The sequence below is a fragment of the Reyranella sp. genome, assembly GCF_965228225.1.
Lineage (GTDB): Bacteria > Pseudomonadota > Alphaproteobacteria > Reyranellales > Reyranellaceae > Reyranella.
On the sequence record NZ_OZ245801.1, the window covers coordinates 407,501 to 434,307 of the forward strand.

Genomic DNA, 26,807 nt, shown 5'->3' on the forward strand with positions numbered 1-26,807 from the left:
AACGAGCCGATAGGGCGATCGCAAGATCGTTCCATCGCTGACAAAACGTGAAGTTAAGCACAATAAGGGCGTTTGGCGGATGCCTTGGCACTGAGAGGCGATGAAGGACGTGGCAGGCTGCGATAAGCTTCGGGGAGTTGCCAGCACACTTTGATCCGAAGATTTCCGAATGGGGAAACCCCATCCATCAGGATGATCGTTGACTGAATCCATAGGTCAACGAGGCAAACCCAGGGAACTGAAACATCTCAGTACCTGGAGGAAAGGACATCAACAGAGACTCCGCTAGTAGTGGCGAGCGAACGCGGACTAGGCCAGTGCTTCGATTGTAAGAACCGGAACACTCTGGAAAGAGTGGCCATAGCGGGTGATAGCCCCGTACGGGTAGAAAGCAGTCGGAGACTCGAGTAGGGCGGGACACGTGAAATCCTGTCTGAACACGGGGGGATCACCCTCCAAGCCTAAGTACTCCTCAGTGACCGATAGTGAACAAGTACCGTGAGGGAAAGGTGAAAAGCACCCCGACAAGGGGAGTGAAATAGACCTGAAACCGAACGCCTACAAACAGTCGGAGGCCGCAAGGCTAACGGCGTACCTTTTGTATAATGGGTCAGCGACTTACTCTGTGCAGCAAGCTTAAGCCGATAGGTGTAGGCGCAGCGAAAGCGAGTCTGAATAGGGCGCTTAGTTGCACGGAGTAGACCCGAAACCGGGTGATCTAGTCATGGGCAGGTTGAAGGTGCGGTAACACGCACTGGAGGACCGAACCGGTTACCGTTGCAAAGGTATCGGATGACCTGTGATTAGGGGTGAAAGGCCAACCAAACTCGGAAATAGCTGGTTCTCCGCGAAAACTATTTAGGTAGTGCGTCGTGTGATTACCGCCGGGGGTAGAGCACTGGATGGGCTAGGGGGATCCAAAGTCTTACCAAACCTAACCAAACTCCGAATACCGGCGAGTACAGCGCGGCAGACAGACGGCGGGTGCTAAGGTCCGTCGTCGAGAGGGAAACAGCCCAGACCGCCAGCTAAGGTCCCTAAGTCATGGCTAAGTGGGAAAGGATGTGGGAATTCCAAAACAACCAGGAGGTTGGCTTAGAAGCAGCCATCCTTTAAAGAAAGCGTAATAGCTCACTGGTCTAATTAAGAAATCCTGCGCCGAAGATGTACCGGGGCTCAAGCCATGCACCGAAGCTGCGGACTCGAAAGAGTGGTAGCGGAGCGTTCCGTAAGCCTGTGAAGGGAGACCCGTGAGGGCTCCTGGAGGTATCGGAAGTGAGAATGCTGACATAAGTAGCGATAAAAAGCGTGAGAGACGCTTTCGCCGTAAGTCCAAGGGTTCCTGCGCAAGGTCAATCCGCGCAGGGTTAGCCGGCCCCTAAGTCGAGGGCGACAGCCGTAGACGATGGGAACCACGTCAATATTCGTGGGCCTGCTGGTGGTGACGGATCCGAAAAGTGGCCCGAGCTCGTTGGCGAATGCTCGGGCGGCCCAAGGGTTCCAGGAAATAGCCCCAGCGTATAGACCGTACCCTAAACCGACACAGGTGGACTGGTAGAGTATACCAAGGCGCTTGAGGGAACCATGTTGAAGGAACTAGGCAATTTACCCCCGTAACTTCGGGATAAGGGGGCCTCTGACGGTCTCGTCAGAGGGGCACAGACTAGGGGGTGGCGACTGTTTACCAAAAACACAGGGCTCTGCTAAGCCGTGAGGCGAAGTATAGGGTCTGACGCCTGCCCGGTGCCGGAAGGTTAAGAGGAGAGGTGCAAGCCTTGAATTGAAGCCCCGGTAAACGGCGGCCGTAACTATAACGGTCCTAAGGTAGCGAAATTCCTTGTCGGGTAAGTTCCGACCTGCACGAATGGCGTAACGACTTCCCCGCTGTCTCCAACATGGGCTCGGCGAAATTGAATTCCCCGTGAAGATGCGGGGTACCCGCAGTTAGACGGAAAGACCCCGTGCACCTTTACTACAACTTTGCAGTGGCATTAGAGAATGGATGTGTAGGATAGGCGGGAGCCTTTGAAACCGGGGCGCTAGCTCTGGTGGAGGCAACCTTGAAATACCGCCCTTTTGTTCTTTGATGTCTAACCGCGGTCTGTCATCCAGATCCGGGACCCTGCATGGTGGGTAGTTTGACTGGGGCGGTCGCCTCCCAAAGAGTAACGGAGGCGCGCGATGGTGGGCTCAGGCCGGTCGGAAATCGGCTGCTGAGTGCAATGGCACAAGCCCGCCTGACTGCGAGACTGACAAGTCGAGCAGGGACGAAAGTCGGCCATAGTGATCCGGTGGTTCCGCGTGAGTGGGCCATCGCTCAACGGATAAAAGGTACGCCGGGGATAACAGGCTGATACCACCCAAGCGTCCACAGCGACGGTGGTGTTTGGCACCTCGATGTCGACTCATCACATCCTGGGGCTGGAGCAGGTCCCAAGGGTTCGGCTGTTCGCCGATTAAAGTGGTACGTGAGTTGGGTTCAAAACGTCGTGAGACAGTTTGGTCCCTATCTGCTGTGGGTGTTCGAGACTTGAGAGGAGCCGTCCTTAGTACGAGAGGACCGGGATGGACTTACCTCTGGTGTACCGGTTATGGCGCCAGCCGTAGCGCCGGGTAGCTATGTAGTGAAGGGATAAACGCTGAAAGCATCTAAGCGTGAAACCCGCCTCAAAACTAGGTCTCGCTGAGAGTCGTGGTAGACCACCACGTTGATAGGCCGCATGTGCAAGTGCAGTGATGCATTCAGCTTAGCGGTACTAATAGCTCGATCGGCTTGACTTCATTCGTTCCGTGCAGCGGTCGACATCCGCTGCATGGCCTTGTGCACGACTTTAGACCTCAATCCCTTGCGTTCGGACGATCCGGTGGCTCTAGCGAGAGGTGTACACCCGATCCCATTCCGAACTCGGACGTGAAAACTCTCAGCGCCAATGGTACTGTGTCTTAAGGCACGGGAGAGTAGGTCGCTGCCGGATCTTCCGAACGCTAGGGAATACAGTCCCGATAAACGATTACCGCACGCGCGATCCTACGCGGTGCACTTAAAAACGCCGTCCTCGCAAGAGGGCGGCGTTTTTGCGTCTGGGTCTGGAAGATCCTGCGCGCAGCTTTCCGTTTGGTTCGCGCGGACGCCCGTGCCAACTTCGTCCGATACGAGACCGGGGGAGGGGGCTTGTTTCGCGCGGTTTTTTGCGTCGTCTTGGCGGCCATTGTCTTGACCGTGCCGACGATGGCCCGTGAGGTGGGCAATGGTGGCGGAATACTTCGCGCCGCGTGGGTGCCGACGGAAACCGGACTGATCGGCGGAGCCGGCGGCTTCAATGGCGAGGCGACCCCGCTCGACCTTCAGATTCTCAGGGAAGCGGCCCGTCGCGCTCACCTGGGTATCGTCATCCTTCCCATGGGACGCGCCGCCGCCGAAGCCGACCTCGCGCAGGGGCGGGTCGAACTGCTTCTTCCCGACGCGATCGGTCCCGGAACCGGCTCCGTCCCTTACCGGGTGGAACGGGAAGTCCTTCTGTGCGCGCGCCGCTTGCCGGCGGTCGGCCACCAGGGAGTCGCCGCGCTCGAGGAGGCCTACGGCCGCGGCTGGCGGATTGGCGTCGTCCGGGATGCCCCGTATCGCCTAGACATCGCAACACTGACGGCGAGCGACCGCGTTGCGGACCGCACCGTCTCCTTCGCCAATGCAAGCCAAGGGATGGCCGCCATCGTCGATGGTGCCGTGGAATGCCTGGCGGCGCGGCGCCTGGCCATTCTTTCGGCCGTCGCTGCGGCGCCGGGGACCGAATCGCACTTCGCCCGACGAGCCGTCAGCCTGGGTGGGACCGAACTTCGCCTCCGCTACGGTCGTGACGTGCCACCGGCGACGGTCGCCGCGCTGGACGGCGCTCTCACCTCGCTGTCGAAGGATGGGACCCTTGCCGAGTTGGAAGAACGGGCCGCCCGGCCCGTTATGCTCCGTTTTGCCACCGCGACCTGGTGGTTCTCCCTGCTCGATGTCGTGGGCACCGTGGCCTTCGCTTTGTCCGGGGTTCTGATTGCCCGTGCCGAACGTTTTTCCTTGCTCGGCGCGTTCGTGCTCGCCGGCCTGCCGGCCGTCGGCGGCGGCGTGGTGCGGGATCTGCTGCTCGGCCGCGAGCCGATCGGCATCGTGGGAAATCCCCAGCCGCTCTTTCTCGTGATTGGTACCGTCGTCGTCGCATACGCAATCATGAGGATAGGGGAGAGGATCGGACGGGCGCCCACGGGACCTCTCCTCACGTTCGCCGGTTTCTTTCCGCCGCGGATTGTTCTCGAAGTCACCGACGCGGCGGGCCTTGCGGCCTTCACGGTCATCGGCGTCGCCGTTGCGGTTGGCGCCGGCGCCGAGCCGCTCTGGCTGTGGGGACCGCTGGCCGCGGCCATCGGCGGTGCCGGGGGAGGGATCCTTCGCGACCTCCTGCGAAGCGGCTACGAAAGTCCCGCCCTGCGCAGCTCGTTCTACGCCGAGGTCTGCGTTCTGTGGGGCGCGCTCCTCACGCTGGCGATCATTTACTTCCTGCGAGACGACCAACCGTGGTGGGTCCGTTTCACCATAAGCTTCGCCGTGCTCGGTGGGTTCGCGACGCGCATGGCTATCTTCGCCTACGGGATTCGAAGTCCGCGCTTTTGACGCGTGGTGCAAGATGCGCCGCCCGGCATCGTTCTGGTGGCTGCTGAAACGGGATGGAAAACATGAAAAAATCACCCGCAGGCGAGGAATTCGGAGGGGTCATCGGACGCACGGTCGAGGAGTCGACAGCGTGGTGGCCGCCCGCAAAATTCAAGCAGGACGCGCCCGATGTGGTCCTCGTCGTGCTCGACGATGCGGGCTTTGCCCATCTCGGCTGCTACGGATCGACCATTGAGACGCCGAACATCGACGCCCTGGCCGCCAAGGGGCTGCGTTTCACCGGCTTTCACACCACCGCGCTCTGCTCGCCCACCCGGGCCTGCCTGATGACGGGTCGCAACCACCATGCCGTGGGCATGCGAGCCGTCTCCAACTTCGACACCGGCTTTCCCAACATGCGCGGCGCCATCCCGCGTAGTTCGGCGACGCTGGCGGAAATCCTGCGCGAAAGCGGCTACGCGACCTTCGCCGCGGGCAAGTGGCACCTGGCCCCGATGTCGGAATGCTCGGCGGCGGGCCCGTTCACGAACTGGCCGCTGCAGAAGGGCTTCGACCGGTACTATGGCTTCCTTCAGGGTGAGACCGACCAGTTCTTCCCCGAGCTCACGATCGACAACCATTTCATCGATCCGCCGGGCCGCCCGGAGGATGGCTATCATGTGTCGGAGGACATCGTCGACCGATCGGCCGGCATGGTCCGCGATCTCGTTTCGCTGGTGCCCGAGCGGCCGTTCTTCCTGTACCTCGCTTTCGGGGCCATGCATGCGCCGCACCAGGCGCCGCAACGCTATCTCGAAAAATACCGCGGACGCTTCGATGCGGGATGGGACGTGGCCCGCGAGGAGTGGTTTGCGCGCCAGAAGGCGATGGGCATCGTCCCCGGACAGACCAAGCTCGCCCCACACAACCCAGGCGTTAAACCCTGGAGCGAGCTCAGCGCCGATGAGCGCGCCTTCGCCGCCCGGCTGCAGGAAGCTTTCGCGGCGATGCTGGATCACACGGATGCCCAGGTCGGCCGGCTGATCCACTTTCTGAAGTCGATCGGCCGCTGGGACAACACGCTGTTCATGCTGCTGTCGGACAACGGCGCCAGCCAGGAGGGCGGCGCCACCGGCGTGCTGGACGAGGCCAAGTACTTCAACGGCATCCCCGAGAATGTGGCGGAGGCCGTCGCGCGGCTCGACGATATCGGCGGCCCGGCCAGCCACAGCAACATCCCCTGGGGGTGGGCGCAGGCGGGCAACACGCCGCTCAAATGGTACAAGCAGAACGCGCATGGCGGTGGCGTGCGCGATCCGCTGCTCGTGCACTGGCCCGCCCGATTGAAGAGTGTCGGCGGTATGCGACATCAATTCTGTCACGCCATCGACATTCTTCCGACCCTACTGGATGGGCTCGGCATTGCCGCTCCCGCTGTTGTCGCGGGCGTGCCGCAGATGCCTATTCACGGGGTAAGCCTCGTGCCCGCTTTCGATGACGCGAACGCACCGATCGACAGGGAAGCTCAATACTTCGAGATGCTCGGACACCGCGGCGTGTGGCGGGAGGGCTGGAAGGCCGTCAGCCATCACAAGAGCGGCGCGTCTTTCGATGCCGACCGTTGGGAGCTGTACCATCTCTCGCAGGATTTTTCCGAATGCGACGATCTCGCTGTCCGGGAGCCGGCGCGCCTCAAGGAGATGATCGATCTCTGGTGGGCGGAGGCGGACAAGCATGGCGTGTTGCCCCTCGACGACCGTGGGGCGGCGGCGCTGTTCCGCGCCGCCCAGAGGCCCGGGCTTCCTGCCACCCGCAGTCGTTTCGTCTATTACCCGCCTGTCTCCCACATCATCGCCGACAACTGTCCCTCCACGGCGCGCGGCTGGACCACCGCGATAGAGCTCGACCATCCTTCAAGCGGTGGAGACGGGGTGCTGGTCGCGCGCGGCAGCCTCAACAGCGGGTTCGTCCTGTATGTGAGGGAGGGCGTGCCCGTGTTCGATTACAATGATTTTCACCGACACACGCGCATCGCAGGCGATACCCGGCTGACGCCCGGTCGCCACGAAATCGGCGTGCGAGTCGAGCGCACAGCCGATGGCGGCGCCGACGTGCGGCTGACGGTCGACGGTACCGCAGCGGGAGCCGGTCACCTGCCCAGGCTGCTCTTCATCGTCTCGACGCAAGGAATGGACATCGGCCGCAGCCTGTCGCCCGTGAGTGCCGACTATACGGCCCCCTTCGCCTACACCGGGAAGATCATGCGCGTCGTGTTCGAGGTGCCGCGCACCCTGCCAGCTGGCGAGGTCAAGGCGCACGCGCGGACCGAGATGTCTCGGCAGTAGCGCGACATCCATCGCCGGCGGGTGTCCGCGATTTGATCAGGGTCAAGTGATTCTGACACCTGAATGCGGTATCTTCCCGATGCTTAGTGCAGTTCCCCTGTCGGGGAATGCGGGGGAGAGGGGCTGTCGATGGTGAACGATCTCGTGGTGGACTTGTCGCGTGCGCAGTTCGCCGCCACCGCGCTCTACCATTTCCTGTTCGTCCCGCTGACCCTGGGTCTCACCGTGTTGCTGGCGGTGATGGAGACCATCTACGTCACCACGGGCCGCGAGATCTACAAGCAGATGGCCCAGTTCTGGACCCGCCTGCTGCTGATCAACTTCGCCCTGGGCGTCGCGACCGGCCTCACCATGGAGTTCCAGTTCGGCACCAACTGGTCCTTCTATTCGAGCTTCGTCGGCGACACGTTCGGCGCGCCGCTGGCGATCGAGGGCCTGATGGCCTTCTTCCTGGAATCGACCTTCATCGGGCTGATGGTGTTCGGCTGGGACAAAATGTCCAAGGCGCAGCATCTCATCGTGACCTACGCCGTCGCGCTGGGATCGAACTTCTCGGCGCTGTGGATCCTGGTTGCGAACAGCTTCATGCAGCATCCGCAGGGCGCTGAGTTCAATCCCATCACCATGCGCATGGAGCTGCAGAACTTCGGCGCGCTGTTCTTCAACTCCGATGCCCAGTCGAAGTTCGTCCACACGGTGCTGGCGGGCTATGTGACGGCGGCCATCTTCGTCTGCGGCATCAGCGCCTGGTACATGCTGAAGGGGCGCCATCTCGATCTCGCGCGGCGCTCGTTCCGCGTCGCGGCGGTGTTCGGCATGCTGGGCGGCGGCGGCGTCATCACGCTGGGCGATGCGCTGGGCTATGTCGGCGCCAAGGTCCAGCCGACCAAGCTCGCCGCGATGGAGGCCTTGTGGACGGCCGAGAAGGCGCCGATGGCGTTCAACGCCATCGCCTTCCCGAACCAGGCCGAGCAGAAGAACTATTTCACGGTCCAGATTCCCGCGATGCTGTCGATCCTGGTCACGCATTCTCTCGACGGAGTCGTGCCGGCGATCGACCAGCTCGAGGTCCAGGCGCAGGAGCGTATCCGCAACGGCATCCCGGCCGTCCAGGCGATGGAGAAACTGAGCGCGAACCCGCGCGACGAGGCCGCGCTCGCCCAGTTCAAGGCTCACGGCAAGGATGTCGGCTACGGCTTCCTGGTGCTCCGCTACGCGCCCGAGGGCGATCTTTCGAAGATCACCGATGCCGACATCGCCCGCGCCGCGCGCGACACCATTCCGGACGTGTCGATCGTCTTCTGGTCGTTCCGCATCATGGTGGCCTTCGGCCTGCTGATGCTGGCCTACCTCGTGCTGGCGACGCTGATGACGCTCGCCAACCAGGTCGAGCGGCAGCGCTGGTTCCAGTGGGCGGCCCTGCTGATGGTGCCGGTGCCGTTTCTCGCCTGCGAGTTCGGCTGGCTGGTCGCCGAGGTCGGCCGCCAGCCCTGGACGGTCAACGAGATGCTGCCGACCTGGCTCTCGGCCTCGACCCACAGCGTCGGCTATATGGTCTTCTCGCTGTCGGGCTTCATCCTGCTCTACACCGCCTTCGCGATCGTCGAGATGTACCTGATGCTCCTGTTCATCCGGAAGGGACCGGATGAGCATGACGCCAGCCCCCATGCCGCGGCCTTCGGCGGCTCCGCCGGCCACAAACTCGCGACGCGTTGAGGGAGACACATCATGGAAACCTACATGATTCTCCTGGTCGTCTGGTGGGTCCTGCTCGGCGTGCTGCTGACCGGCATCGGCGCCATGGTCGGCATGGACATGGGCGTCGGCACTCTCCTGCGCTATGTCGGGCGGACGGACTCCGAACGGCGGGTGGCGCTGAACGTCATCGGTCCGCACTGGGACGGCAACCAGGTCTGGTTCATCCTGGGCGGCGGCGCGATCTTCGCGGCCTGGCCGCTGGTCTATGCGACCGCCTTTTCCGGCTTCTACATCGTCATGCTGGTGCTGCTCTGGAGCATGATCCTGCGGCCGCTGGGCTTCGAGTATCGCAGCAAGCTGCCGTCGCCTGCCTGGCGCGCCGTCTGGGACACGGCCTTGTTCCTGAGCGGCCTGGTCCCGATGGTGGTGTTCGGCGCGGCGATCGGCAATGTCCTGCAGGGCGTGCCGTTCCACTTCGACTGGCGCCTGACGTCGTTCTACACCGGCAGCTTCCTGTGGCTGTTCAACCCCTTTGCCGTCCTGTGCGGGCTGATGTCGGTCGCGCTTGCCGTCTACATGGGCGGCTCCTGCCTCGCCAGCGGCGCCGAGGATCCGATCGGCGCGCGCGCCCGGCGGGCCGCGATCGTGGGCGGCCTGGCTGCGCTCGTGATCTTTACCGTCGCGGGCTTCTGGGTCTCGACGATGGAGGGCTTCAAGCTGGTGGCCGGCCCCGATCCCGGCGTGGCGCAGACGCCGCTGCACCAGCAGGTGACGCGGGTGCCCGGCGGGCTTCTGGCGAACTACGCCGCGCACCCTGCGCTGTGGCTGCTGCCGGCACTGGTCTATGCCGGGCTGCTGCTCGGCGCGCTGGCCCATACGATCAGGCGGCCGATCGTCGCCTGGTGGTTGGGGACTCTGGCCTGGATCGGCGTGATCGGCACGGTCGGCGCCGCCATGTTCCCCTTCATCATGCCGTCGTCCAGCAATCCTGCGCACAGCCTCACGGTCTGGAACTCCGGTTCGAGCCTGGTGACGCTGACCTGGATGGTGGGCTTCGTCGTGATCTTCATGCCGCTCATCATCTGGTACACGAGCTGGGCCTTCTGGGTGATGCGCGGCAAGGTGGGCGTGAGGCACGTCGAGACCTCGGATCACGCGTACTAAGGGGGATCGGACATGTTCGTGCGCTACATCATCGCCATGACGCTCGCGGCACTGGCCATCCTGTTCGCCATCATCCTGGGCGACTACGGGCCCTGGTACCTGTCATGGTTCCTCGGCACCGGCTTCATGGTGCTGGTCGCGGTCTCGGCGGGTGTGCTGTTCGAGGCGCAGGAGGACGCGGCCAAGGCGGCCCGCCCGCCCGGGGAGCCGCTGGACGTCTCCAGCGCCGTCGACGCGCCCACGCCCGCGCACCGTCCGTCACGCTGACCTGACGATCCCTCTCCCATGACCGAAATCCAGGCGGACGCGCCTGGCCGTCGGCGCGCCGGCGTCGAGCGCTGGCTGCGCGCCGAGATTGCAGAAGCGGCCCGGAGCGGGGTGCGGCGCGCGATCGTGCTGGGCGCCCTGGCGTCGGCCCTTGCCGTGCCGCAGGCCTGGCTGCTGGCCCATGCCATCGCCCCGGTCGTCATGGAAAAGGCCTCCGTCTCGTCGGCGCTTCCCTGGCTTTTGCCGGTCCTTCCGCTGCTGGTGCTGCGCTTCTTTCTTGCCACGGCATCGGGCCGCGCCGCGCTCGCGGCGGCGGGCCGGGTGAAGGCCCGCATCCGCTCGGCGCTGCTGCGCCATCTGGCGTCGCTTGGACCTGCAACCAACGCAGGCCGCGGCACGGGCGAGGCTGCCACGGTCGTGCTCGAAGGCGTCGACGCGCTCGACGCCTATGTGTCGCGCTTCCTCGCCCATCTCGGCGTACTCGTCGTCCTGCCGCCGCTGGTGCTCGTCGTCGTCCTGCCGCGCGACTGGATTTCCGGGCTCGTGTTGCTGGTGACGGCGCCGGTCATTCCGCTGTTCATGGTCCTGCTGGGGCTCGGGGCGGAGAAGCTGAACCGCCGGCAGTGGCTGCGCCTGCTGCGCCTGTCCGGCCGCCTGCTCGACGGGCTGCAGCGCCTGACGACCCTGCGCCTGCTGAATGCCGGCGACCGGGAGGCCGAACGTCTCGCCGAAGCAGCTGAGGGTTATCGCAGGAGCACCATGGCGGTGCTGCGGGTCGCCTTCCTGTCGACCTTGGCGCTCGAGTTCTTCGCGACCGTCGGCATCGCCCTGGTCGCCGTGCTGATCGGCTTCCGGCTGCTCGACGGCGCGCTGGGCTTCGAGGCCGCGTTCTTCGTCCTGCTGCTGGCGCCCGAGTTCTATGCCCCGCTGCGCCAGCTCGGCCTCGACTATCACGCCCGCATGGAAGCCCTGGCGGCAGCTGAGCGCATCCTCGACCTGCAGGCGGAGACGCCGATGCAGCCTGGCGGGGCTCGGCCCGACCTCGGCGCGGCGCTCACGATCGAATGTGAAGGCGTGAGCTTCGCCTGGGAGCCGGACAGGCCCGCCCTCCGGGACTTCTCGCTGCGCCTCGTGCCGGGTGAGATCGTGGCGCTGGTCGGGCCGAGCGGCGCGGGCAAGAGCACATTGCTCTCGTTGCTGATGGGCCTTCTGCACCCGCAGTCGGGACGAGTTCTCGCGAACGGCCACGACCTCGCCACCCTCGATCCCGCGCACTGGCTCGGGCATGTCGCTGTCGTGCCGCAGCGGCCGCACATGTTCGAGGGCAGCGTGCTCGACAACATGAGGCTGGGCGATCCGGACGCCAGTCTCGATCGCGTGCGCGCCGCGGCACGGATGGCCGCCGCCGATGGGTTCATCACAGCGCTGCCCAGCGGCTACGACACGCCGCTCGGCGAGCATGGCGAGACGCTGTCGGGCGGCCAGGTACAGCGCCTCGCACTGGCGCGGGCCTTTCTCAAGGAGAAGGCCCGCGTGCTACTCTTGGACGAAGGCACCGCCGGGCTCGACCGCGGCACGGAAGCGTCGGTGGCCGACGCCATCCGTCGGCTGGCCGCGGGGCGCACCACGCTGATCGTCACCCATCGGCTGGCCACCGTGCACCTCGCCGACCGCGTCGTGTTCCTCGAAGAGGGGCGCATCGTGGAGCAGGGGCCGCGCGCCGCGCTGCAAGCGGACGACGGCCGCTTCGCCCGCCTTTTGCGCGACGCAGGGCTCGCGCCGTGAGCGGCCTGGCCCTTGTTCGCCGCCTGCTCGCGCTCGCCCGGCCGTGGCGGAGTTGGATGTTGCTCGCGGTGTTCGTCGCCTGCGCGACGGTGCTGGCGAGCGTGGCGCTGATGGGTGTCGCCGGCTGGTTCATCGCCGCCATGGGAATTGCCGGTGTCACCACCGGCATGATGAATTACTTCCTGCCGGCGGCCGGCATTCGGTTCTTTGCCATCGTGCGGACCGGCGGTCGCTATGGCGAGCGGCTGCTGAGCCACGAGGCTACCTTCCGACTCCTGGCCGGGCTGCGCCTCTGGTTGTTCCGGCGACTCATCCTCCTGTCGCCGGGTCAGCTCCAGTCACGGCGCGGCGGCGATCTTGCGGGCAGCCTGCAGGCCGACGTCGAGACGTTGCAGCATGCCTATCTGCGCCTGGCCTCACCGATTGCCGTCGCGCTGGTCTGCAGCGTCGCGATCGTGCTGGTCGTGGCCGTCCTGCATCCGCCGACCGCACTGGCGCTCGCCGTGCTGCTGATCGTGGCCGGTGTCGTCGTGCCGTTGCTGGCTCGGCGCGCCGCCGCAGCGCCTGGTGCGGAAGCCGTCGCGTCACGGGCCGCGCTGCGCGTGGCGACGGTGGACCTGCTTCAGGGCCTGACGGATCTCCGGGCCGCGGGCGCCGTCGAGCGCCACCTCGCCGTCATCGACGGGCTGGGCGACCGCCTGGTCGACAGTCAGAGCCGCGCCTCGACGGCGGGGGTGGTGGCGGAAGCAGCCGTCGGCCTTTCGGCCGGTCTTGCCCTGTGGTGCGCCGCTTTGCTCGCCTCGGCGAGCGTCGCTGCGGGAAGTCTTCTGCACGAGCTCGCTCCCGCCCTCGTTCCGGCGCTCGCGCTCGCGGCCCTGGCGGCCTTCGAGGCGGTGGCGCCACTGCCGGCGGCCATGGAGCGCTGGGGCGAGGTGAGGGCCGCGGCCCGCCGCCTCTTCGATCTCGCCGATCGCACGCCCTCCATCGTTGCCGGGCCCGACCCTTCGCCCGTACCGGGCGACGCGAGCGTCGTCTTCTCGTCGGTGCGATTGCGCTACGCGCCCGGTTCGCCGCCCGCGCTGGATGGGCTCGATCTCGCGATTCCCGATGGCCGGCATCTCGCCATCCTGGGACCGAGCGGCGCGGGCAAGAGCTCGCTGGGCCGGCTGCTCGTACGTTTCTGGGACTACGAGGGCGAAATCCGGCTGGGCGGGCACGATCTGCGCCGCTATCGGCCGGACGACCTGCGCCGGATCGTCGGCATCGCCACCCAGGATGCGCAGCTCTTCAATGGCTCGGTGCGCGACAATCTCCTCATGGCGGCGCCGGACGCGGATGTGACGGCGCTGGAACATGTCCTCGAGGTCGTGCAGCTCGCCGAATTCGTACGCGGCCTGCCGGACGGACTCGACACCTGGATCGGCGAGGCGGGTGCGCGCCTGTCCGCCGGCCAGGCGCGCCGGCTCGTGCTGGCCCGTGCGCTCCTTCGCGATCCCCGGATCCTGATCCTCGACGAACCGACCGAGAATCTCGACGCCGGCACCGCGCGCCAGCTCATCGCCTCCCTGCGCGCCGCAACGCAAGGCCGCACCGTCATCCTGATCACCCACGATCCGCGGGCAGCCGCCGCGTTCACCGACGAGATCGTTCACATGGAAAACGGGTGCATTTCTAGCGGCAGATCAGGGGGATCATCGAGCGGGTGAGGGCCCGCAGTTTGGCGGCAGGATGGCTGGGAGCTCGACTCTTGTCTTGAGCGCCGGGCCGTTCGTCAGTAGGTCGACCCGGCGTGACCCGATCGGGCGCCGCTCTGTCGGGCCTCGCCGACGGCCCAGGCGAGATCGGCCAGGTATTCGTCCACCATGCGTTCGTGGCTGGGGTTCAGGTGCATATGGATGCCAGGCGGTTCGACCTGGCGGCCGATCAGCCAGCCACGGGTGCCCATGGCATCCGATACCGCACCGATGTCGAGCGCCGGATCGGCCGAACGGGTGACGAAGATCGAGAGTTCGCTTGGTTCCAGAACGGCCAGGCCCGGGATATGTCCGATGCCGTCGATCAGCGCCTTCTTGGTGTCCATGATCATCCGGGCACAGCGCAGGTAGCCCGCGTCTCCCAGATGCTGGAGTGTCGCCCATGCGGCGGCGACCGCGCCGCCGGGCCGCGTGCCCTGCATCGTCCAGGCGGTGTAGGGCCCGCGCTCCCATTCGCGGAAATCGAAGGTCTGGTACTTTTCCTTCAGTTCCTTCGATCGCAGCAGCATGAGCGAGGCGCCTTTGGCGGCCATGCCGTGCTTGTGCAGGTCGGCCGAGAGGCTCATGACGCCCGGTACTGAAAGATCCCAGTCGGGGAGCGCGTGACCCAGCCGCTTGACGTAAGGCGACAGGAAGCCGCCGACGCAGGCATCGACGTGCAACCAGAGGCCACGCGATAGCGCCAGTTCCCCCAGTTCGCGGATCGGATCGAACACGCCGAACGGGTAGCAGGGCGCCGAGCCCACGAGTCCGATCGTGTTGTCGTCGATCCTGGATGCCATGGCGCCGATATCGGCCTTGAAGTCGTTACGCGTCGTGGGCACCCGGCGCACATCGATGCCGAGCGCATGGCCGGCGCGGCTGAAGGCCGGGTGGGCGGTCCGTGGGACGACGAAATTGGGCTCGCGGATGCCCTTGGTCTCGCGGGCCCAGTCGCGCGCCGTCTGGACCGCGAGGAAGATGCTTTCCGAGCCGCCCGACGTGAAGGTGCCGGCGGCGTCGTCCGGTGCGTTCAGCAGTGCCAGGCCGAAGTCGACGACGTCGGACTCGAGCTTCGCCAGGGACGGGAAGGCGCGTTTGCCGAGGCTGTTCTCGGTCCAAAAGGCGGCATAGGCACGCTTCTGAACATCGGCGAGTTCGTCATCGAGGTAGTAGTAGTAGACCGCCATGTGGGCATCCCGCCACGAGACGTCGTCCTTCTTGGCGTCGTTGAGCAGCGCCTCGATCTCGCGCCAGGCGAGCCCTTCCTTCGGCAGTTCCATGTCGCCTCCCCGCACGTCGAGTCAGGTGCCCGACGATTTCTCCCGCCTATAGCCCGCCGCCGGGTGAAGTGCCAGAACGCGGGAACAGGCCGACTGGTCGCCCGCATGCGGGGTACCGGACATCGCCGCTCCAGCCCGCGGAGTGACGTCGCATGCGCGATTGCTCCGCTCACATACCGAATTGCGACTCGTAATTGATTGCATCTGTGCTAGATGTCCCCTTCCGGAGGACATCGATCATGCGTTTCGTCATCGCCGCTCTTCTGTGGCTCTCGCTCACTGGCGCGGCCTCGGCCCATGCGCTCTGGCTCGAGCCGGACGCGGGCGGCTACCAGCTCTATTTCGGCGAGTTCGGCGACAATCTGCGGGAGGGCTCGCCGGGCCTTCTCGACCGCTTCGAGCCGTTGCCGGCCGCCAAGGCGTTCGGCCCGTCGGGCGACACGGCGCTGAAGGTCGAGAAGAAGCCGACCTCCTTTCAGTTCACCGGCGCGCCGGACGCGACGGGCAGCGTGGTGGCCGAGCAGGCCCGGGTCACCGAGCGCAAGCAGAACGACAAGGTGACGCGCACGCTCGGCCGTTACTCGGCGCGCTACGTCGCCGATTTCAGCGAGCGCAAGCCGCTGATCCCGCTCGACATCGTGCCGACCGGCAAGCCGGGCAGCTTCAAGGTCTTCTACGACGGCAAGCCGCTGCCCAAGGCCAAGGCGGAAGTCGTCACCGAGTTCGGCTGGACCAAGGAACTCAAGACCGACGAGGCCGGTGCGTTCGAGGTCGAGCTGCCGTGGAAGGGCACCTACGCCGTCGAAGTCTCGCTGGTCGACAACACGCCCGGCACCCACGGCACCGCAGCCTACGACGGCATGCGGCTCGTCACGATCCTGACCTTCAAGGTACCCGACGGACTTGCAGGACCCGCGCGTTCGCCGGTCGTGACGCCGAAGCGCTGAGCGGTCAGACCGCCTTCTTGTTGAGCACGCCGAAGCGATCCTTCGGTGCCTTCTCGCGGCCGGCGGGTCCGTAGGTGCCCATCTCGATACGGTGCGGGATGGTGAGCATGTAGTTCTGAAGGCATTCTCCATCGCCTGGCGCCAGCCCTGCGCGTCCTGGGTCTCGTTGACCGAGGCCTTGGCGAGCTTCAGCGCGTAGGGATCGCCCCCGCCTGTCGGCCGGTCAGGCACACGGCCTCGTCCCCGCCCGCGCGCTCCTCCGCGATCCCCGCAGCCTGATCCTCGACGAGCCGACGCAGAATCTCGACGCCGCCACCGCGCGCCGGCTCATCGGCTCCCTGCGCGCTGCCACGCAAGGCCGCACAGTCATCCTGATCACCCACGATCCATGGGCGGCCGCCGCGTCATCGGATAGCCCCGCTCGACCAGGTGGCATTAGACAGCGTTCTCACCGCTTGCCGAGTGTTGAGGCTCAAGCGAGAGTGAGCCTCGGATTCATCCTGCAGCTCGACTTTTGCGTAACTGCGCGATGCGGGGGGGCGTAGCGCCCCGGCCCATTGCAACACCGTCCTTGAAGAGACAATTGACCTCAGTGAGAGAGGAAGATTTCGATGACTCATACGAGGCCAACCCGGAGACACTTCGTTGCGGTCGCTGGCACTGCAGGGCTGGCGACTATGCTGTCTGGTTGTGCGCCAAGCGTGGGAGCACCGATGACACAGAACCTGCCTCATCACTTTGCTTTGTCTCCGGATGGTCGAACGATTGTGGTCAACGGGGGGGCGAAGGGAGCAGGATTATATGACTGGCGCACTGGCCAAATGCGCTACGTCCCGCTTCCGGCGGGCTTCGACGGCTTCGGCTGGGGGAGTTGTTCCCCAGACGGCAAGAATCTTGTTGGCGTCGCAGGAATGGCGCGGCAGCATCCTCAGGTGACGCCAGGGATGCAGCTTGGGATCATTGATCTGGCGACTCAGAAGACCGTTACTTTCTCCGTTTATTCCAGCACGGGTGTCTTTCGAAGCCCTGTATTTCGGCCGGACGGCAGAGCCGTCCTGTATGTGGGATCGGGCGAGACCCTGTTCCTGTTCGACTTGAAAACACGGAACTCAAGAGCGCTTCTTTCGGCCGAGGACGGCTTCTACTCAATCGACACACCAAGCTTCATCAGCGCCGATACAGTTTTCTTTGTTGGGTCGGGACCTCGGAATCCGGAGCTAAGGGAGGCCGTGAGGAAACTTGGCGCAACGTCGCCCTCTGTTTCCATTCCTTATGTCCTTCGAGTTGGATCGAGGCCGGAAATTGCTCATTTGGACTTCGTGAAGAGGGGGCTTTCCAATTGGGTCGGATTGCCGCTGCTCATGCCGGCTTCCCGCAATGGAGAGCGTATCGCGTTCATCGGTTTGTCTGGAAGCGAGAGCGCGCGTAAGGCCCATTTGTCCGGAGGCGTTCATCGATACGACCTCTTCGTCATGGAGCACGGGCACGTGCGTCAAGTGACGCGCCTGGAAAATTACATGGCTTACTGTGCCATCTCGGACGACGGGTCCACGGCAGCCTTCGGGCTTCACACCGGACCTCTGTCAGATGTGCGCAGCTTGGGGCGTGGAAGGATTCCCCTGGAGTTGACGATCGTGGATCTCAACACCGGTCAAGTGACGCACACGGATTTTCTCAGGCGCGTGTACAGCGCTGCCAGCAACTAGACTCAACGACAAGCGAATAGTCTGTGGAGCGATCCCGATGACCACTACAGCCCTGGATCTTCTTTTTCGTCAGCGTTATGGCACATGGACAGGTCCCGGCTATGGATGCTGGTTGCAGCCGGATTGACACCGTTCATCATTCTCGTTGGCCTCAGCATTGTTCCCTAACCGTCGAGGTGGCCGTCGTCGACAACACGCAAGGGACGCACGGAACCTCGCCGCCCGACGCGATGTGCTTCGTCAAGACCCTCACCTTCAGGGTGCCCGACGGACTCGCGGCGCCGACGCGTCCGCCGGTCGTCACGCCGAAGCGCTGATCAGACCGCCTTCTTGTTGAGAACGCCGAAACGATCCTTCGGCGCCTTCTCGCGGGCGGCCGCGCCGTAGGTTCCCATCTCGATGCGATGCGGGATGGTGAGCATGTAGTTCTTGAAGGCGTTCTCCATCGCCTGCCGCCAGCCCTGCGCGTCCTGGGTCTCGTTGACCGAGGCCTTGGCGAGCTTCAGCGCATAGGGATCGCGCTCGGCGATCCGCTGGGCCAGCGCCATCGTCTCCGCCTCGAGCTTTTCGCGCGACACGATGCGGTTCACCAGGCCCGCCTTCTCGGCATCGGCAGCGCTGATGAAGTCGCCGGTGAAGAGATACTCCTTCGTCTTGCGCGGCCCGAAGTCCCACGGCATCGAGAAATACTGCACGTGGCTGCCGCCCCACTTCACGGCGCGGTCGGCGAACTGGGCATCCTCGCTGGCGATGATGATGTCGCAGGCGGAGGCGATCATCATGCCGCCCATGATGCAGTAGCCTTGGACCTGCGCGATGGTGGGCTTCGGCAGGTCGCGCCAACGCATCGTGTTCTCGAAGAAGCGCTCCCACAGGCGGCGATACTCGCCCTTGAAACCGGGCTCCAGCGGCGTCTTCTTCTGGTCTTCCATTTCCTGCGGGCTGCCGAGATCGTGCCCGGCCGAGAAGTGCTTGCCGGCGCCGGCCAGGATGATGACCCGAACGTCGTCGTCGTCGACCGCCGCCGCGAAGGCATGGTCGAGTTCCTCGAGCAGGACACGGCTCTGCGCGTTCAGCACCTCGGGCCGGTTGGTCGTGATCTTGAGCACCGGCCCGGTGCGTTCGGTGAGAAGCGTCGAATAGGTCATGCGGCTGCCTGTACAGGGTGACGGAGTTCGGACGCGAGACCGGCGCCCATCAGGTCGATGAAGTTGTCGCAATAGAAGCGCTGCTTCTGCGCCTCGCCGATGCCGGCTTTCTCCATCGACGCCTCGAAGCGCTTGATCGGATGGCGACCGCCCTCGACATGCGGATAGTCGGAAGAGAAGAGGCAGACCTCGTCGCCGGTGTTGGCGATGATCCAGCCGGTATCCTCATGCGGATAGGGGGTGACCCTGACCTGGCGCTGCACGAACTCGCTGGGCTTCAGCGACATCTTCTGCAGCCGCTCCTCGTTGCGATAGAAGGCGTTGTGCGCACTGTCCATGTTGCGCATCCAGCCCGGCACCCACGACGCGCCCTGCTCGATGACGCCGAACTTCAGTGCCGGGAAGCGGTCGAGCACACGGTCGACGACCAGCGCCGTCAGCGCCTTCATCGGCGGATAGGCGATCGCCATGTAATCGATCGACTTGAAATTGTCGTCGCCGCCATGGAAGTCCGGCACCGGTGGCAGGCCGTTGTTGAAGTAAGCCTCCTCCAGCAGTTTGCCGCCGCCGCCGACATGGAAGACGATCGGCAGGCCGGCTTCCTGGGCGATGACCCACAGCGGATCGAAGCCGATATGGCTGGGTGAATGGCCGTCGGGACAGCGCGACGGGATCATCAGCGCCTTGGCGCCGAGCTCGATCGCCTCGCGCGCGGCCTGTGCGGTGCGCTCGAAATCGACCAGCGGCACATAGCCGGTCGGCAGCAGGCGCCGGTCGACCGAGCAGAACTCGACCATGTGGCGCGTATGGGCGCGCGCCACCGCATAGGTCAGCTCGACGTCGGATCCGCCTTCCAGCACCGACGAGTAGTTGAGCAGAGCCGTGGTGAACATGAGTTGGCTGGCGAAGCCCAGCAGGTCGATCGAGCGCGGACGGTCCTGGCGGTTCGAGGAACCCAGTGCCTCCCAGTTCTTGCGCAGCATGATCTGCGCCTCGTCGAAATCCTGCGCCGGCCCAGCCGTGTCAGTGTCTGCCTTGAGGCGCGTGCTGTGGAAGCCTTCGTGGCGCGGAAACAGGACCTGGTCGGTGACCGCGGCGCGATGCCGGGCCTCCAGATGTTCTTCGAGGAAGCCCGGCACTTCCATGATGTGCGCATCGGCGTCGTGAATGACGCGGCCGCTGGCGTAGGGCATCGTCTCCTCCAATTCCTTGTCGTTTTGCGAGAGCTTACCATGAGCCAGGACATTTCCCATGCGGTGCAGACCCTCCTCGACGCGCGCCGCACGGGCCGCCAGGCGACGCCGCCCTTCGCCTTAAAGGACCGCGCCGCGGTCTATGCGATCCAGGACGGCGTCGCGGCGGCCAGCGGTCCGGTGGCGGGCTGGAAGGTCGGTGCGCGTACGCCGACGGCCGAGCCCAATCCCGCGCCGCTGCTGGCCGGCGCGCTGGTGCCGTCGCCGGCCCGCTTCGACGGCAAGGCGATGCACATGATCGGCGTCGAGGTCGAGATCTCCTTCCACATCGTGCGCGACATCGCGGCCCGCGCCGCGCCAGTCGAACGCGAGGAGGCGCTCGCGGCCGTCGGCGATGCCTTCGTCGGCATGGAGATCGTCGACACGCGCCTTGCCGACTTCAAGAGCGCCGCCCCGGAGTGGCTGCTGGCCGACAACCAGATGAACCATGCGCTGGTGGTGGGCGATCCGATCGCCAATTGGAAGGCGCTCGACTGGCCGAAGCTCCAGGTGAGACTGGTGGTCGACGGCAAGGTGATCGTCGAGCAGACAGGCGGTCTCGGTGCGATCGATCCCCTGCGCCCGCTCGCCTGGATGATCGACCACGCGGTGCGCCATCGTGGCGGCCTTCGCGCGGGCCAGGCGATCACCACCGGCTCCTGGACCGGGCTTCTTTACTTCCCGGCAGGGTCGCACGCGCGCGGCGCGTTCGTGGGCCTCGGTGCCGTCGAGGCGAGTTTCTAATTCTTGTCATCCTGAGCGCAGCGAAGGATCTCACGCCCGCCAGGGAGTGCGCTGGTCGGTCCGCTAGGTCCTTCGCGGAGCTCAGGACGACGGGATAGCTTCGGCCGCAGCCGTAACAACGGCGCGCCTGTCGGCGGCAGTGTCCGCCGCATGACAAGTCTCGCTTCTCCCGCGCCCTTCTTCGGCCGCCGCGTCGTCGCGGCCGCTTTCGTGCTCGCCATGTTCGGCTGGGGGCTCGGCTTCTATGGCCCGCCCGTCTATCTCCAGTCCGTGCGCGAGGCACGGGACTGGTCGGTCGTGCTGGTCTCGTCCGCCGTCACCCTGCATTTCCTGGTGGGGGCCGTCGCGGTCGCCAACCTGCCAGCGCTCTATCGCCGGTTCGGCCTGCCGGCGGTGACCAAGGCCGGCGCCGCTCTCCTGGCACTGGGCATCGTCGGGTGGGCGGTGGCGCAAGAGCCGTGGCAGCTCCTGCTCGCCACTTTCCTGAGCGGGGCCGGCTGGGTGGCGATGGGCGCCGCTGCCGTCAACGCCATCGTGGCCCCATGGTACGTGGTGCGGCGACCGGCGGCCCTGTCGATGGCCTATAACGGCGCCAGCATCGGCGGCGTCGTCTTTTCTCCATTGTGGGTTGCGGCCATCGCCGCCTTCGGCTTTCCCGTCGCGGCGGCGGTCATCGGCGCGATCATGATCGTCACCGTCTGGTTCCTCGCCGACCGCGTCTTCGCCCATACGCCGCAGTCGCTGGGCCAGCTCCAGGACGGCGAGATCCTGACGCCCGCTGCCGGCACGAGTGCAGCGGTGGAGCGCACCCTGCCGGGCGCGCTGCTGTGGCGCGACCGTCGCTTCCTGACCCTCGCCGCGGCGATGGCACTGGGCCTGTTCGCGCAGATCGGCCTGATCGCCCATCTCTTCTCGCTGCTCGTGCCGGTGTTCGGCGGACCGGCGGCCGGCATCCTCATGGGATTGGCGACGGCGGCGGCGATCGCAGGCCGGACGATGGTCGGATGGCTGATGCCGCACAGCAGCGATCGGCGGCTGGTCGCCTGCCTGAGCCATGTCGTGCAGATCGCGGGATCGCTGGCGTTGCTCTGCGCGGGCGGGACGGATGTGGTCTTGCTGGTGGCGGGCGTGCTGCTGTTCGGCGCCGGTATCGGCAACACGACCTCGCTGCCGCCGCTGATCGCGCAGGTCGAATTCAGCAAGGCCGACGTTCAGCGCGTCGTGCCGTTGATCGTGGCGGTCGGTCAGGGAACCTATGCGTTCGCGCCGGCTGCGTTCGGCTGGCTGCGGACGCTGTCACCAGCGGAAGGAATGCTGGTGTTCGTCGCGGCCGCCCTGATCCAGGCGGCCGCGATCGCACTCTTCCTCTTGGGAAGAAAGACCTAGTAGTACCAGCCGGGATACGGGTAGCCGCCCCAGGGGCCCCAATCCCAGTCGTTCATCGCGTTCTCGTCGGCCGTCATCTGCTGCTCGTCCGCGAGGTTCTTCTGGAACATGTTGTTACGATAGGTGCCGTAGGCCGACGCGTTGCCGACATAGATGCACACGCAGACCGTCGGGTCCGGGTAGACGTAGAACACCTGGCCGTTCTTGATCTCGCGCGAGAACTTGTGCGGCGGGAGGTTCTTGAACGCGGCCTGGCGCTGCGGTGTGTTCGCGGGCACGAACTTGAAGCCCGCCGCCACCATCATGTCTTCCTTGTTCGCGATCACCTGCTGCGGGTTCTGGCAGGCGGCGACGGCAGCGCCCATTCCAAGAACCAAAGAGAGAGTGGCAATCAGCTTCATTCACGTCCTCCGTATCATCGCTCTGTCAGGCGCCTGACCATTTGGGTGCCCGCTTTCCCAGGAAGGCCGCCATGCCCTCGCGGAAGTCGGCGCTACCGTAAGCCAGTCTGACGAGATCGTCGATGTTCTCGTCGCCCAGGCGGGCCTGCAGGCGGCGCAGCGCCTCCTTGGTGACCTGCATCGTGAGGGGGGCGTGGCCGGCAACGGTGTTCGCCAGCTCCTCGGCCCGGGCGAGCAGGGCCGCCTGGTCGGGCAGCAGCTCGCTGATCAGCCCGCAGGCCAGCGCCGATGGCGCGTCCATCAGCTTGGCCAGCAGGACCATTTCCTTGACGCGCTGGGGGCCGATGAGGGCCGCCAGGCGGGCATAGTTGGCCATCGACAGGCAGTTGCCGAGGGTGCGCGCGATGGGGAAGCCGAACTGGGCGCTGGCAGACCCGATCCTGAGGTCGCAGACCGCCGCGATGGCCGCGCCGCCGCCGGTGCAGAAGCCGTGGATGGCGGCGATGGTCGGGACGGGGCAGCGTTCGATCTCACCCAGGATGCGGTCCATCTTGCGCTCGTAGGCGATTCCGTCGTCGCCGCTCTCGAAGCTCTGGAACTGGGCGATGTCGGTGCCGGCCGCAAAGGCCTTGTCGCCGCCGCCGGTAACCACCAGGGCGCGGACCTCGCCGGTCTTGCCCACACGAGCGCAGATCTCGGCCAGACCCTCGTACATTGCGAAGGTGAGGGCGTTGCGGGCCTTCGGCCGGTTGAAGGTCACCCAGCCGATTTCGCCGCGCTTCTCGAAAAGCAGTTCTTCGGTCATGTCATCCAATATTGCTGATTTGTGCGCCGCGACATCATCGTCTATGTCGCCTTGGGCCGCAAACGGGCATAGGCAGGTCATGGCACTCGAACGGCTTCTCAAGGGCTTCGCGGATTTCCGGGTTGGTTACTATCAGGAGCATCTCGACCTGTTCGAGAAGCTGGCGACGGAAGGCCAGTCGCCCAAGATCCTGATCATCGGCTGTTCCGATGCGCGGGTCGATCCGGGGATTCTCACCCAGACTCAACCCGGTGACATCTTCACCGTGCGCAACGTGGCGGCGATGGTGCCGCCGGCTCAGATTCCTCCCGACGAGCGCCACCACGGCACCTCGGCCGCCATCGAGTTCGCCGTCCGCGGCCTCGGCGTCGAGCATATCGTGGTGTTGGGTCATGCGCTGTGCGGCGGCATCGGCGCACTGGTCGACGGCAGCCGTGGCGCTTATGCGCACTACGACTATCTCTCGACCTGGACCAGCATCGCGCAGGAGACGCGCGACCTCGTCGTCGAGGAGCTGAAGGATCGCCCGCGCGACGAAGTCGTGCGCGCGGTCGAGCAGGCCGCCGTCGTGAACAGCGTAAGCAACCTGATGGGGTATCGCTGGATCGAGGAGCGGGTGAAGGCGGGCACGCTGACCTTGCATGCCTGGTGGTTCAACCTGACGGTCGGCCAGCTCTACGCCTTCAACCCCGGGACACTGAAGTTCGCGGCGGTCGAGGGCGTCAAGCTCGATGCCGCCGTGACCGGGGGCACGCCGCTTTCGGCCCTGAAGCCGGAATCCTTTGCCGCTGCCCTCGCGGGGAAGAAGCCGGCGTTCTGACTCTTCATCTTACCGCCCTCGCCATACGCAGGGCGATCGCATGTGCCCAAATCGCCCGTCGTCCCGACCGAAGCGAAGCGGCGTGGAGTGGGGGACCTTTCTTCCTCCAATTGACGGCTATCAGTGGAGAAAAGGTCTCTCCACTCCGCGCTGCGCGCTCCGGTCGAGACGACGGAAAAGTTCACATGCGATTGCCCTCCCGTCATGCGGGGGAATGGCCGCAGGCCGGAGGCGAACAATCCCGGTCTGACCTCTCGCAATATTGGAAATAGCTCCCTCTCTCTCCCTTTCACTCTCGATGGGCGGCACAAATGAGCAACGGCCCTCGTACGTACAGGTGCTAGTGGAGGCCATAAAGTGCGCACTTGCGCAAGAAGATGTCGGCTTGAGACAATACATTTGATGTTCAAGCCGTTTGCGATGCTTTTTCGGCATCCACTAGTGGATTTGTCTCAACAACTGAACTGCCATCGCTTGAACCGTGAGTAGAGAAAATTGGGTAATTCCGATGAATGACGGTCATCCTCAACATCCCAAAGGTCGCTGGTTCGCCTTCATCGTCGGCGCAGTCGTAGGTGGATTAATTTCCGCAATCGCAACTGTCGCTGTAGCTGAAGGCCGCTTCGCGCAACGATCACCAATAGCCATCATAGAGGAACTTGCGCGAAATTCGGCCTATCCTCGGTGGGATTTGACACATGGAATTTTCGCGATTTTCTCATCGCGTCCAGTGACAGAACAGCTTGGATTGCGATGCCGAGTACAACCCAATGACGGTGATCCAAAAATCTATCGCATCGACTGTCAACAGAATGACCTATTTTACTCTCCGCTCTCAGTCGGGAGTCCCCGTTTCACGCTGAAAGTATGTGACAGCCAAATTTGCGACTTCGGTCGCTGGCAACTCTAGCCGGAAGGATGCTCTATGACTGATCCATTTATTGCTCGTCAGATTGTTCTACGCGCCGTCCAGTCGAGAGTAGGGGCGGCTACTACGTTCAACCTTTCTTGGGTATCAGGAACTTCTGATCTTTCCGCCTGAGGACAACTGCACTCGCCCGCGCATAGGTAGGATCAAAGAGGAATTGCGTTCTGCGGGCCCATTCAATGGTCGAGGGAGCGCCTTACTCAATGGATTGCTTCCTGTTGGCAACCAATGGATGGGGGCTATACAGGTACTAACGGGAATCCTTGAAAATAATGCAACCAGTGACGGCACTAGAGTCCAGACTCACAAGATCCACCCTACGATAGCAGCGACGAGACAGACGGAAGCGAGGAAGTTTCTGGCGAGGCTGTCGTAGCGAGTGGCGATGCGGCGGAAGTCCTAGAGCGGCAGAAGGCGTTTCAATGCGGTGCCGTTGCTTGTAGGCCTTCTTTACGAAGCGGAGGGGCTGTTTTCGATTGGACCTATTGAGAACGACGGCCTTGGTGCCGCGGTCCTTGAGCCAATCTTCGCGTTGCTTTCCCCCTCCCGGCCTCCCCCGTTTGACGGGGGAGGTGGAAGAGATACTTAAGCCGACAGCGACTTGATCGCCGCGTCGACGCCGCCCGGCACGAACGGCACGCCCGAGGCCTTCATGGCGAGCTCGGTCGTGGCGAGGCAGCCCAGCAGCATCGGCTCGTTGAGGTCGCCCATGTGGCCGATGCGGAACATCTTGCCCATCATCTTGCCCAGCCCGCCGCCCAGCGACAGGTTGAAGCGATCGACGGCGGCCTTGCGCATCGGGTCGGAGCTGACGCCCTCGGGCATCACGACCGCGGTCACCGAGTTCGAAAGCCGGCCCTCGTTCTGGCAGAAGAGCTGCGGACCCTTGCCGTCGGACCCCCACACGCGCACCGCGGCGCGGGTCGCATCGGCGAGGCGCGCATGGCGCGCGAACACGGCGTCGAGGCCTTCTTCCTCGAGCATCTTCAGCGATTCCTGCAGGCCGAAGAACATGTGAACGGGCGCGGTGCCGACGAACTTCTGCGGTGCGCGGCCGCTCATCATCTCCCAGCTCCAGTAGTGGCGCGGCGTCTTGGACTTGCGCGACACTTCCAGCGCCTTGTTGCTGACGCCGGTCATCGACATGCCGGTGGGCAGCATCAGGCCCTTCTGGCTGCCGCCGACGGTGAGGTCGATGCCCCAGGCGTCCATCTTGTATTCCATGCTGGCGAGCGACGAGATCGTGTCGCTGAGCAGCAGGGCCGGATGCTTGGCCTCGTCGATCGCGCGGCGCACCTCGGCCAGCGGCAGGACCATGCCGGTCGCGGTTTCGTTGTGGACGGTCAGCACCGCCTTGATCGTGTGCTCCTTGTCGGCGGCGAGGCGTTCGGCGATCCGCGAAATGTCGGCGCCCTGGCGCTGGTCGGCCGGGATCGTCTCGACCTTGATGTCGAGATGGTGGGCCATCTCGGTCCAGCTCTCGGAGAAGTAGCCGGTCTCGACCATCAGCACGGTCTCACCCGGCGAGAACAGGTTGGCGAGAGCGGCTTCCCAGGCGCCATGGCCGGTCGACGAATACATGAACAGGTTCTGGTCGGTCTTGAGCACGCGCTTCACGCCGTTGTGGCAGGCGTGATGGATGGCCACGAACTCATCCGACATGAAATCGATTACGGGCCGGTCCATGGCACGAAGCACACGGTCGGGAATGTTGGTCGGGCCGGGATTATTGAAGAATTGACGGCCACGGGGCTTGGCGTTCACGGCGTTCCTCCACCTTGA

Annotated in this window: 20 protein-coding genes, 2 rRNA genes and 1 pseudogene; 16 read left to right on the forward strand and 7 right to left on the reverse strand. The window is 64.7% G+C overall.

Annotation, left to right across the window (positions count from 1 at the left end):
• Positions 1-51 precede the first annotated feature (51 nt).
• The 9 genes from ACO07K_RS01960 (at position 52) to cydC (ending at position 13,598) form a co-directional block, all read left to right on the forward strand.
• A 23S ribosomal RNA gene (locus ACO07K_RS01960) occupies positions 52-2,781 on the forward strand.
• A 79-nt stretch (positions 2,782-2,860) separates the two neighbouring features.
• Positions 2,861-2,975, forward strand: a 5S ribosomal RNA gene (gene rrf / locus ACO07K_RS01965).
• A 197-nt stretch (positions 2,976-3,172) separates the two neighbouring features.
• Complete coding sequence (locus tag ACO07K_RS01970) at positions 3,173-4,654, forward strand: TRIC cation channel family protein (RefSeq protein ID WP_422034247.1); 1,482 nt, start codon at positions 3,173-3,175, stop codon at positions 4,652-4,654.
• Between the two features lie 62 nt (positions 4,655-4,716).
• Positions 4,717-6,978, forward strand: a complete 2,262-nt coding sequence (locus ACO07K_RS01975; RefSeq protein WP_422034248.1) for an arylsulfatase — start codon at positions 4,717-4,719, stop codon at positions 6,976-6,978.
• 129 nt (positions 6,979-7,107) lie between these two features.
• On the forward strand, positions 7,108-8,694 hold the full coding sequence (locus ACO07K_RS01980) for a cytochrome ubiquinol oxidase subunit I (RefSeq protein ID WP_422034249.1): 1,587 nt from the start codon (positions 7,108-7,110) through the stop codon (positions 8,692-8,694).
• Positions 8,695-8,706: 12 nt separating this feature from the next.
• Entirely contained in the window at positions 8,707-9,840 is a 1,134-nt protein-coding gene (gene cydB / locus ACO07K_RS01985) for a cytochrome d ubiquinol oxidase subunit II (protein WP_422034250.1), read from the forward strand.
• 12 nt (positions 9,841-9,852) lie between these two features.
• Positions 9,853-10,107, forward strand: coding sequence for a hypothetical protein (locus ACO07K_RS01990; protein WP_422034251.1), 255 nt, complete (start codon positions 9,853-9,855; stop codon positions 10,105-10,107).
• An 18-nt stretch (positions 10,108-10,125) separates the two neighbouring features.
• Complete coding sequence (cydD, locus tag ACO07K_RS01995) at positions 10,126-11,892, forward strand: thiol reductant ABC exporter subunit CydD (protein WP_422034252.1); 1,767 nt, start codon at positions 10,126-10,128, stop codon at positions 11,890-11,892.
• Positions 11,889-13,598: a thiol reductant ABC exporter subunit CydC gene (gene cydC / locus ACO07K_RS02000; protein ID WP_422034253.1), complete on the forward strand. Its 1,710-nt coding sequence runs from the start codon at positions 11,889-11,891 to the stop codon at positions 13,596-13,598. The genes cydD and cydC overlap by 4 nt, the downstream gene beginning before the upstream one ends.
• Before the next feature lie 65 nt (positions 13,599-13,663).
• On the opposite strand, the gene ACO07K_RS02005 is transcribed toward cydC, so the two are convergent.
• Complete coding sequence (locus ACO07K_RS02005) at positions 13,664-14,908, reverse strand: pyridoxal phosphate-dependent decarboxylase family protein (RefSeq protein ID WP_422034254.1); 1,245 nt, start codon at positions 14,906-14,908, stop codon at positions 13,664-13,666.
• A 239-nt stretch (positions 14,909-15,147) separates the two neighbouring features.
• Here ACO07K_RS02005 and ACO07K_RS02010 point away from each other — a divergent pair, with 239 nt between their 5' ends.
• From ACO07K_RS02010 to ACO07K_RS02025, 4 genes are all read left to right on the forward strand, one after another.
• The gene (locus tag ACO07K_RS02010; RefSeq protein WP_422034255.1) at positions 15,148-15,855 is read left to right on the forward strand and encodes a DUF4198 domain-containing protein; all 708 of its coding nucleotides are present in this window, start codon (positions 15,148-15,150) and stop codon (positions 15,853-15,855) included.
• A 212-nt stretch (positions 15,856-16,067) separates the two neighbouring features.
• Positions 16,068-16,400, forward strand: a complete 333-nt coding sequence (locus tag ACO07K_RS02015; protein WP_422036618.1) for an AAA family ATPase — start codon at positions 16,068-16,070, stop codon at positions 16,398-16,400.
• 168 nt (positions 16,401-16,568) lie between these two features.
• Positions 16,569-17,561 carry a hypothetical protein gene (locus ACO07K_RS02020; protein ID WP_422034256.1) on the forward strand — a complete coding sequence of 331 codons (993 nt, stop codon included), beginning with the start codon at positions 16,569-16,571 and terminating at the stop codon, positions 17,559-17,561.
• 176 nt (positions 17,562-17,737) lie between these two features.
• Complete coding sequence (locus ACO07K_RS02025; protein ID WP_422034257.1) at positions 17,738-17,878, forward strand: hypothetical protein; 141 nt, start codon at positions 17,738-17,740, stop codon at positions 17,876-17,878.
• Here the strand turns inward: ACO07K_RS02025 and ACO07K_RS02030 are convergent, their stop codons facing one another.
• Both ACO07K_RS02030 and ACO07K_RS02035 read right to left on the reverse strand, forming a co-directional pair.
• Entirely contained in the window at positions 17,879-18,709 is an 831-nt protein-coding gene (locus ACO07K_RS02030; protein WP_422034258.1) for an enoyl-CoA hydratase, read from the reverse strand.
• Positions 18,706-19,902 (reverse strand): amidohydrolase family protein, encoded by a 1,197-nt coding sequence (locus ACO07K_RS02035; RefSeq protein ID WP_422034259.1) that lies wholly within the window; start codon positions 19,900-19,902, stop codon positions 18,706-18,708. The genes ACO07K_RS02030 and ACO07K_RS02035 overlap by 4 nt, the downstream gene beginning before the upstream one ends.
• Positions 19,903-19,941: 39 nt before the next feature.
• On the opposite strand from ACO07K_RS02035, the gene ACO07K_RS02040 reads away from it, so the two are divergent.
• Both ACO07K_RS02040 and ACO07K_RS02045 read left to right on the forward strand, forming a co-directional pair.
• Positions 19,942-20,685 carry a 2-keto-4-pentenoate hydratase gene (locus tag ACO07K_RS02040; protein WP_422034260.1) on the forward strand — a complete coding sequence of 248 codons (744 nt, stop codon included), beginning with the start codon at positions 19,942-19,944 and terminating at the stop codon, positions 20,683-20,685.
• A gap of 150 nt (positions 20,686-20,835) precedes the next feature.
• Positions 20,836-22,071 (forward strand): MFS transporter, encoded by a 1,236-nt coding sequence (locus ACO07K_RS02045; protein ID WP_422034262.1) that lies wholly within the window; start codon positions 20,836-20,838, stop codon positions 22,069-22,071.
• On the opposite strand, the gene ACO07K_RS02050 is transcribed toward ACO07K_RS02045, so the two are convergent.
• Together ACO07K_RS02050 and ACO07K_RS02055 are read right to left on the reverse strand one after the other, a co-directional pair.
• Positions 22,068-22,472, reverse strand: a complete 405-nt coding sequence (locus tag ACO07K_RS02050; protein WP_422034263.1) for a hypothetical protein — start codon at positions 22,470-22,472, stop codon at positions 22,068-22,070. The two genes, ACO07K_RS02045 and ACO07K_RS02050, sit on opposite strands and share 4 nt — an antisense overlap.
• Before the next feature lie 25 nt (positions 22,473-22,497).
• Positions 22,498-23,277, reverse strand: a complete 780-nt coding sequence (locus tag ACO07K_RS02055) for an enoyl-CoA hydratase/isomerase family protein (protein ID WP_422034264.1) — start codon at positions 23,275-23,277, stop codon at positions 22,498-22,500.
• A 79-nt stretch (positions 23,278-23,356) separates the two neighbouring features.
• Here ACO07K_RS02055 and ACO07K_RS02060 point away from each other — a divergent pair, with 79 nt between their 5' ends.
• Positions 23,357-24,097, forward strand: a complete 741-nt coding sequence (locus ACO07K_RS02060) for a carbonic anhydrase (RefSeq protein WP_422034265.1) — start codon at positions 23,357-23,359, stop codon at positions 24,095-24,097.
• A gap of 1,231 nt (positions 24,098-25,328) precedes the next feature.
• Here ACO07K_RS02060 and ACO07K_RS02065 read toward each other — a convergent pair.
• Both ACO07K_RS02065 and ACO07K_RS02070 read right to left on the reverse strand, forming a co-directional pair.
• Positions 25,329-25,424, reverse strand: a pseudogene (locus ACO07K_RS02065) (IS5/IS1182 family transposase); the annotation flags it as partial.
• A 186-nt stretch (positions 25,425-25,610) separates the two neighbouring features.
• Complete coding sequence (locus ACO07K_RS02070; protein ID WP_422034266.1) at positions 25,611-26,789, reverse strand: pyridoxal-phosphate-dependent aminotransferase family protein; 1,179 nt, start codon at positions 26,787-26,789, stop codon at positions 25,611-25,613.
• Between the last annotated feature and the right edge of the window lie 18 nt (positions 26,790-26,807).

What these genes read in the sequence shown, in the direction of transcription:
- ACO07K_RS02060 (WP_422034265.1), top strand. Translation starts at nt 23,357, where the DNA reads ATGGCACTCGAACGGCTTCTCAAGGGCTTCGCGGATTTCCGGGTTGGT.
- ACO07K_RS02035 (WP_422034259.1), bottom strand. Translation starts at nt 19,902, where the DNA reads ATGCCCTACGCCAGCGGCCGCGTCATTCACGACGCCGATGCGCACATC.
- ACO07K_RS02005 (WP_422034254.1), bottom strand. Translation starts at nt 14,908, where the DNA reads ATGGAACTGCCGAAGGAAGGGCTCGCCTGGCGCGAGATCGAGGCGCTG.
- ACO07K_RS01975 (WP_422034248.1), top strand. Translation starts at nt 4,717, where the DNA reads ATGAAAAAATCACCCGCAGGCGAGGAATTCGGAGGGGTCATCGGACGC.
- ACO07K_RS02040 (WP_422034260.1), top strand. Translation starts at nt 19,942, where the DNA reads ATGAGCCAGGACATTTCCCATGCGGTGCAGACCCTCCTCGACGCGCGC.
- ACO07K_RS01980 (WP_422034249.1), top strand. Translation starts at nt 7,108, where the DNA reads ATGGTGAACGATCTCGTGGTGGACTTGTCGCGTGCGCAGTTCGCCGCC.
- cydB (WP_422034250.1), top strand. Translation starts at nt 8,707, where the DNA reads ATGGAAACCTACATGATTCTCCTGGTCGTCTGGTGGGTCCTGCTCGGC.
- cydD (WP_422034252.1), top strand. Translation starts at nt 10,126, where the DNA reads ATGACCGAAATCCAGGCGGACGCGCCTGGCCGTCGGCGCGCCGGCGTC.
- ACO07K_RS02010 (WP_422034255.1), top strand. Translation starts at nt 15,148, where the DNA reads ATGCGTTTCGTCATCGCCGCTCTTCTGTGGCTCTCGCTCACTGGCGCG.
- ACO07K_RS02020 (WP_422034256.1), top strand. Translation starts at nt 16,569, where the DNA reads ATGACACAGAACCTGCCTCATCACTTTGCTTTGTCTCCGGATGGTCGA.
- ACO07K_RS02055 (WP_422034264.1), bottom strand. Translation starts at nt 23,277, where the DNA reads ATGACCGAAGAACTGCTTTTCGAGAAGCGCGGCGAAATCGGCTGGGTG.
- ACO07K_RS02045 (WP_422034262.1), top strand. Translation starts at nt 20,836, where the DNA reads ATGACAAGTCTCGCTTCTCCCGCGCCCTTCTTCGGCCGCCGCGTCGTC.
- ACO07K_RS01990 (WP_422034251.1), top strand. Translation starts at nt 9,853, where the DNA reads ATGTTCGTGCGCTACATCATCGCCATGACGCTCGCGGCACTGGCCATC.
- ACO07K_RS02050 (WP_422034263.1), bottom strand. Translation starts at nt 22,472, where the DNA reads ATGAAGCTGATTGCCACTCTCTCTTTGGTTCTTGGAATGGGCGCTGCC.
- ACO07K_RS02030 (WP_422034258.1), bottom strand. Translation starts at nt 18,709, where the DNA reads ATGACCTATTCGACGCTTCTCACCGAACGCACCGGGCCGGTGCTCAAG.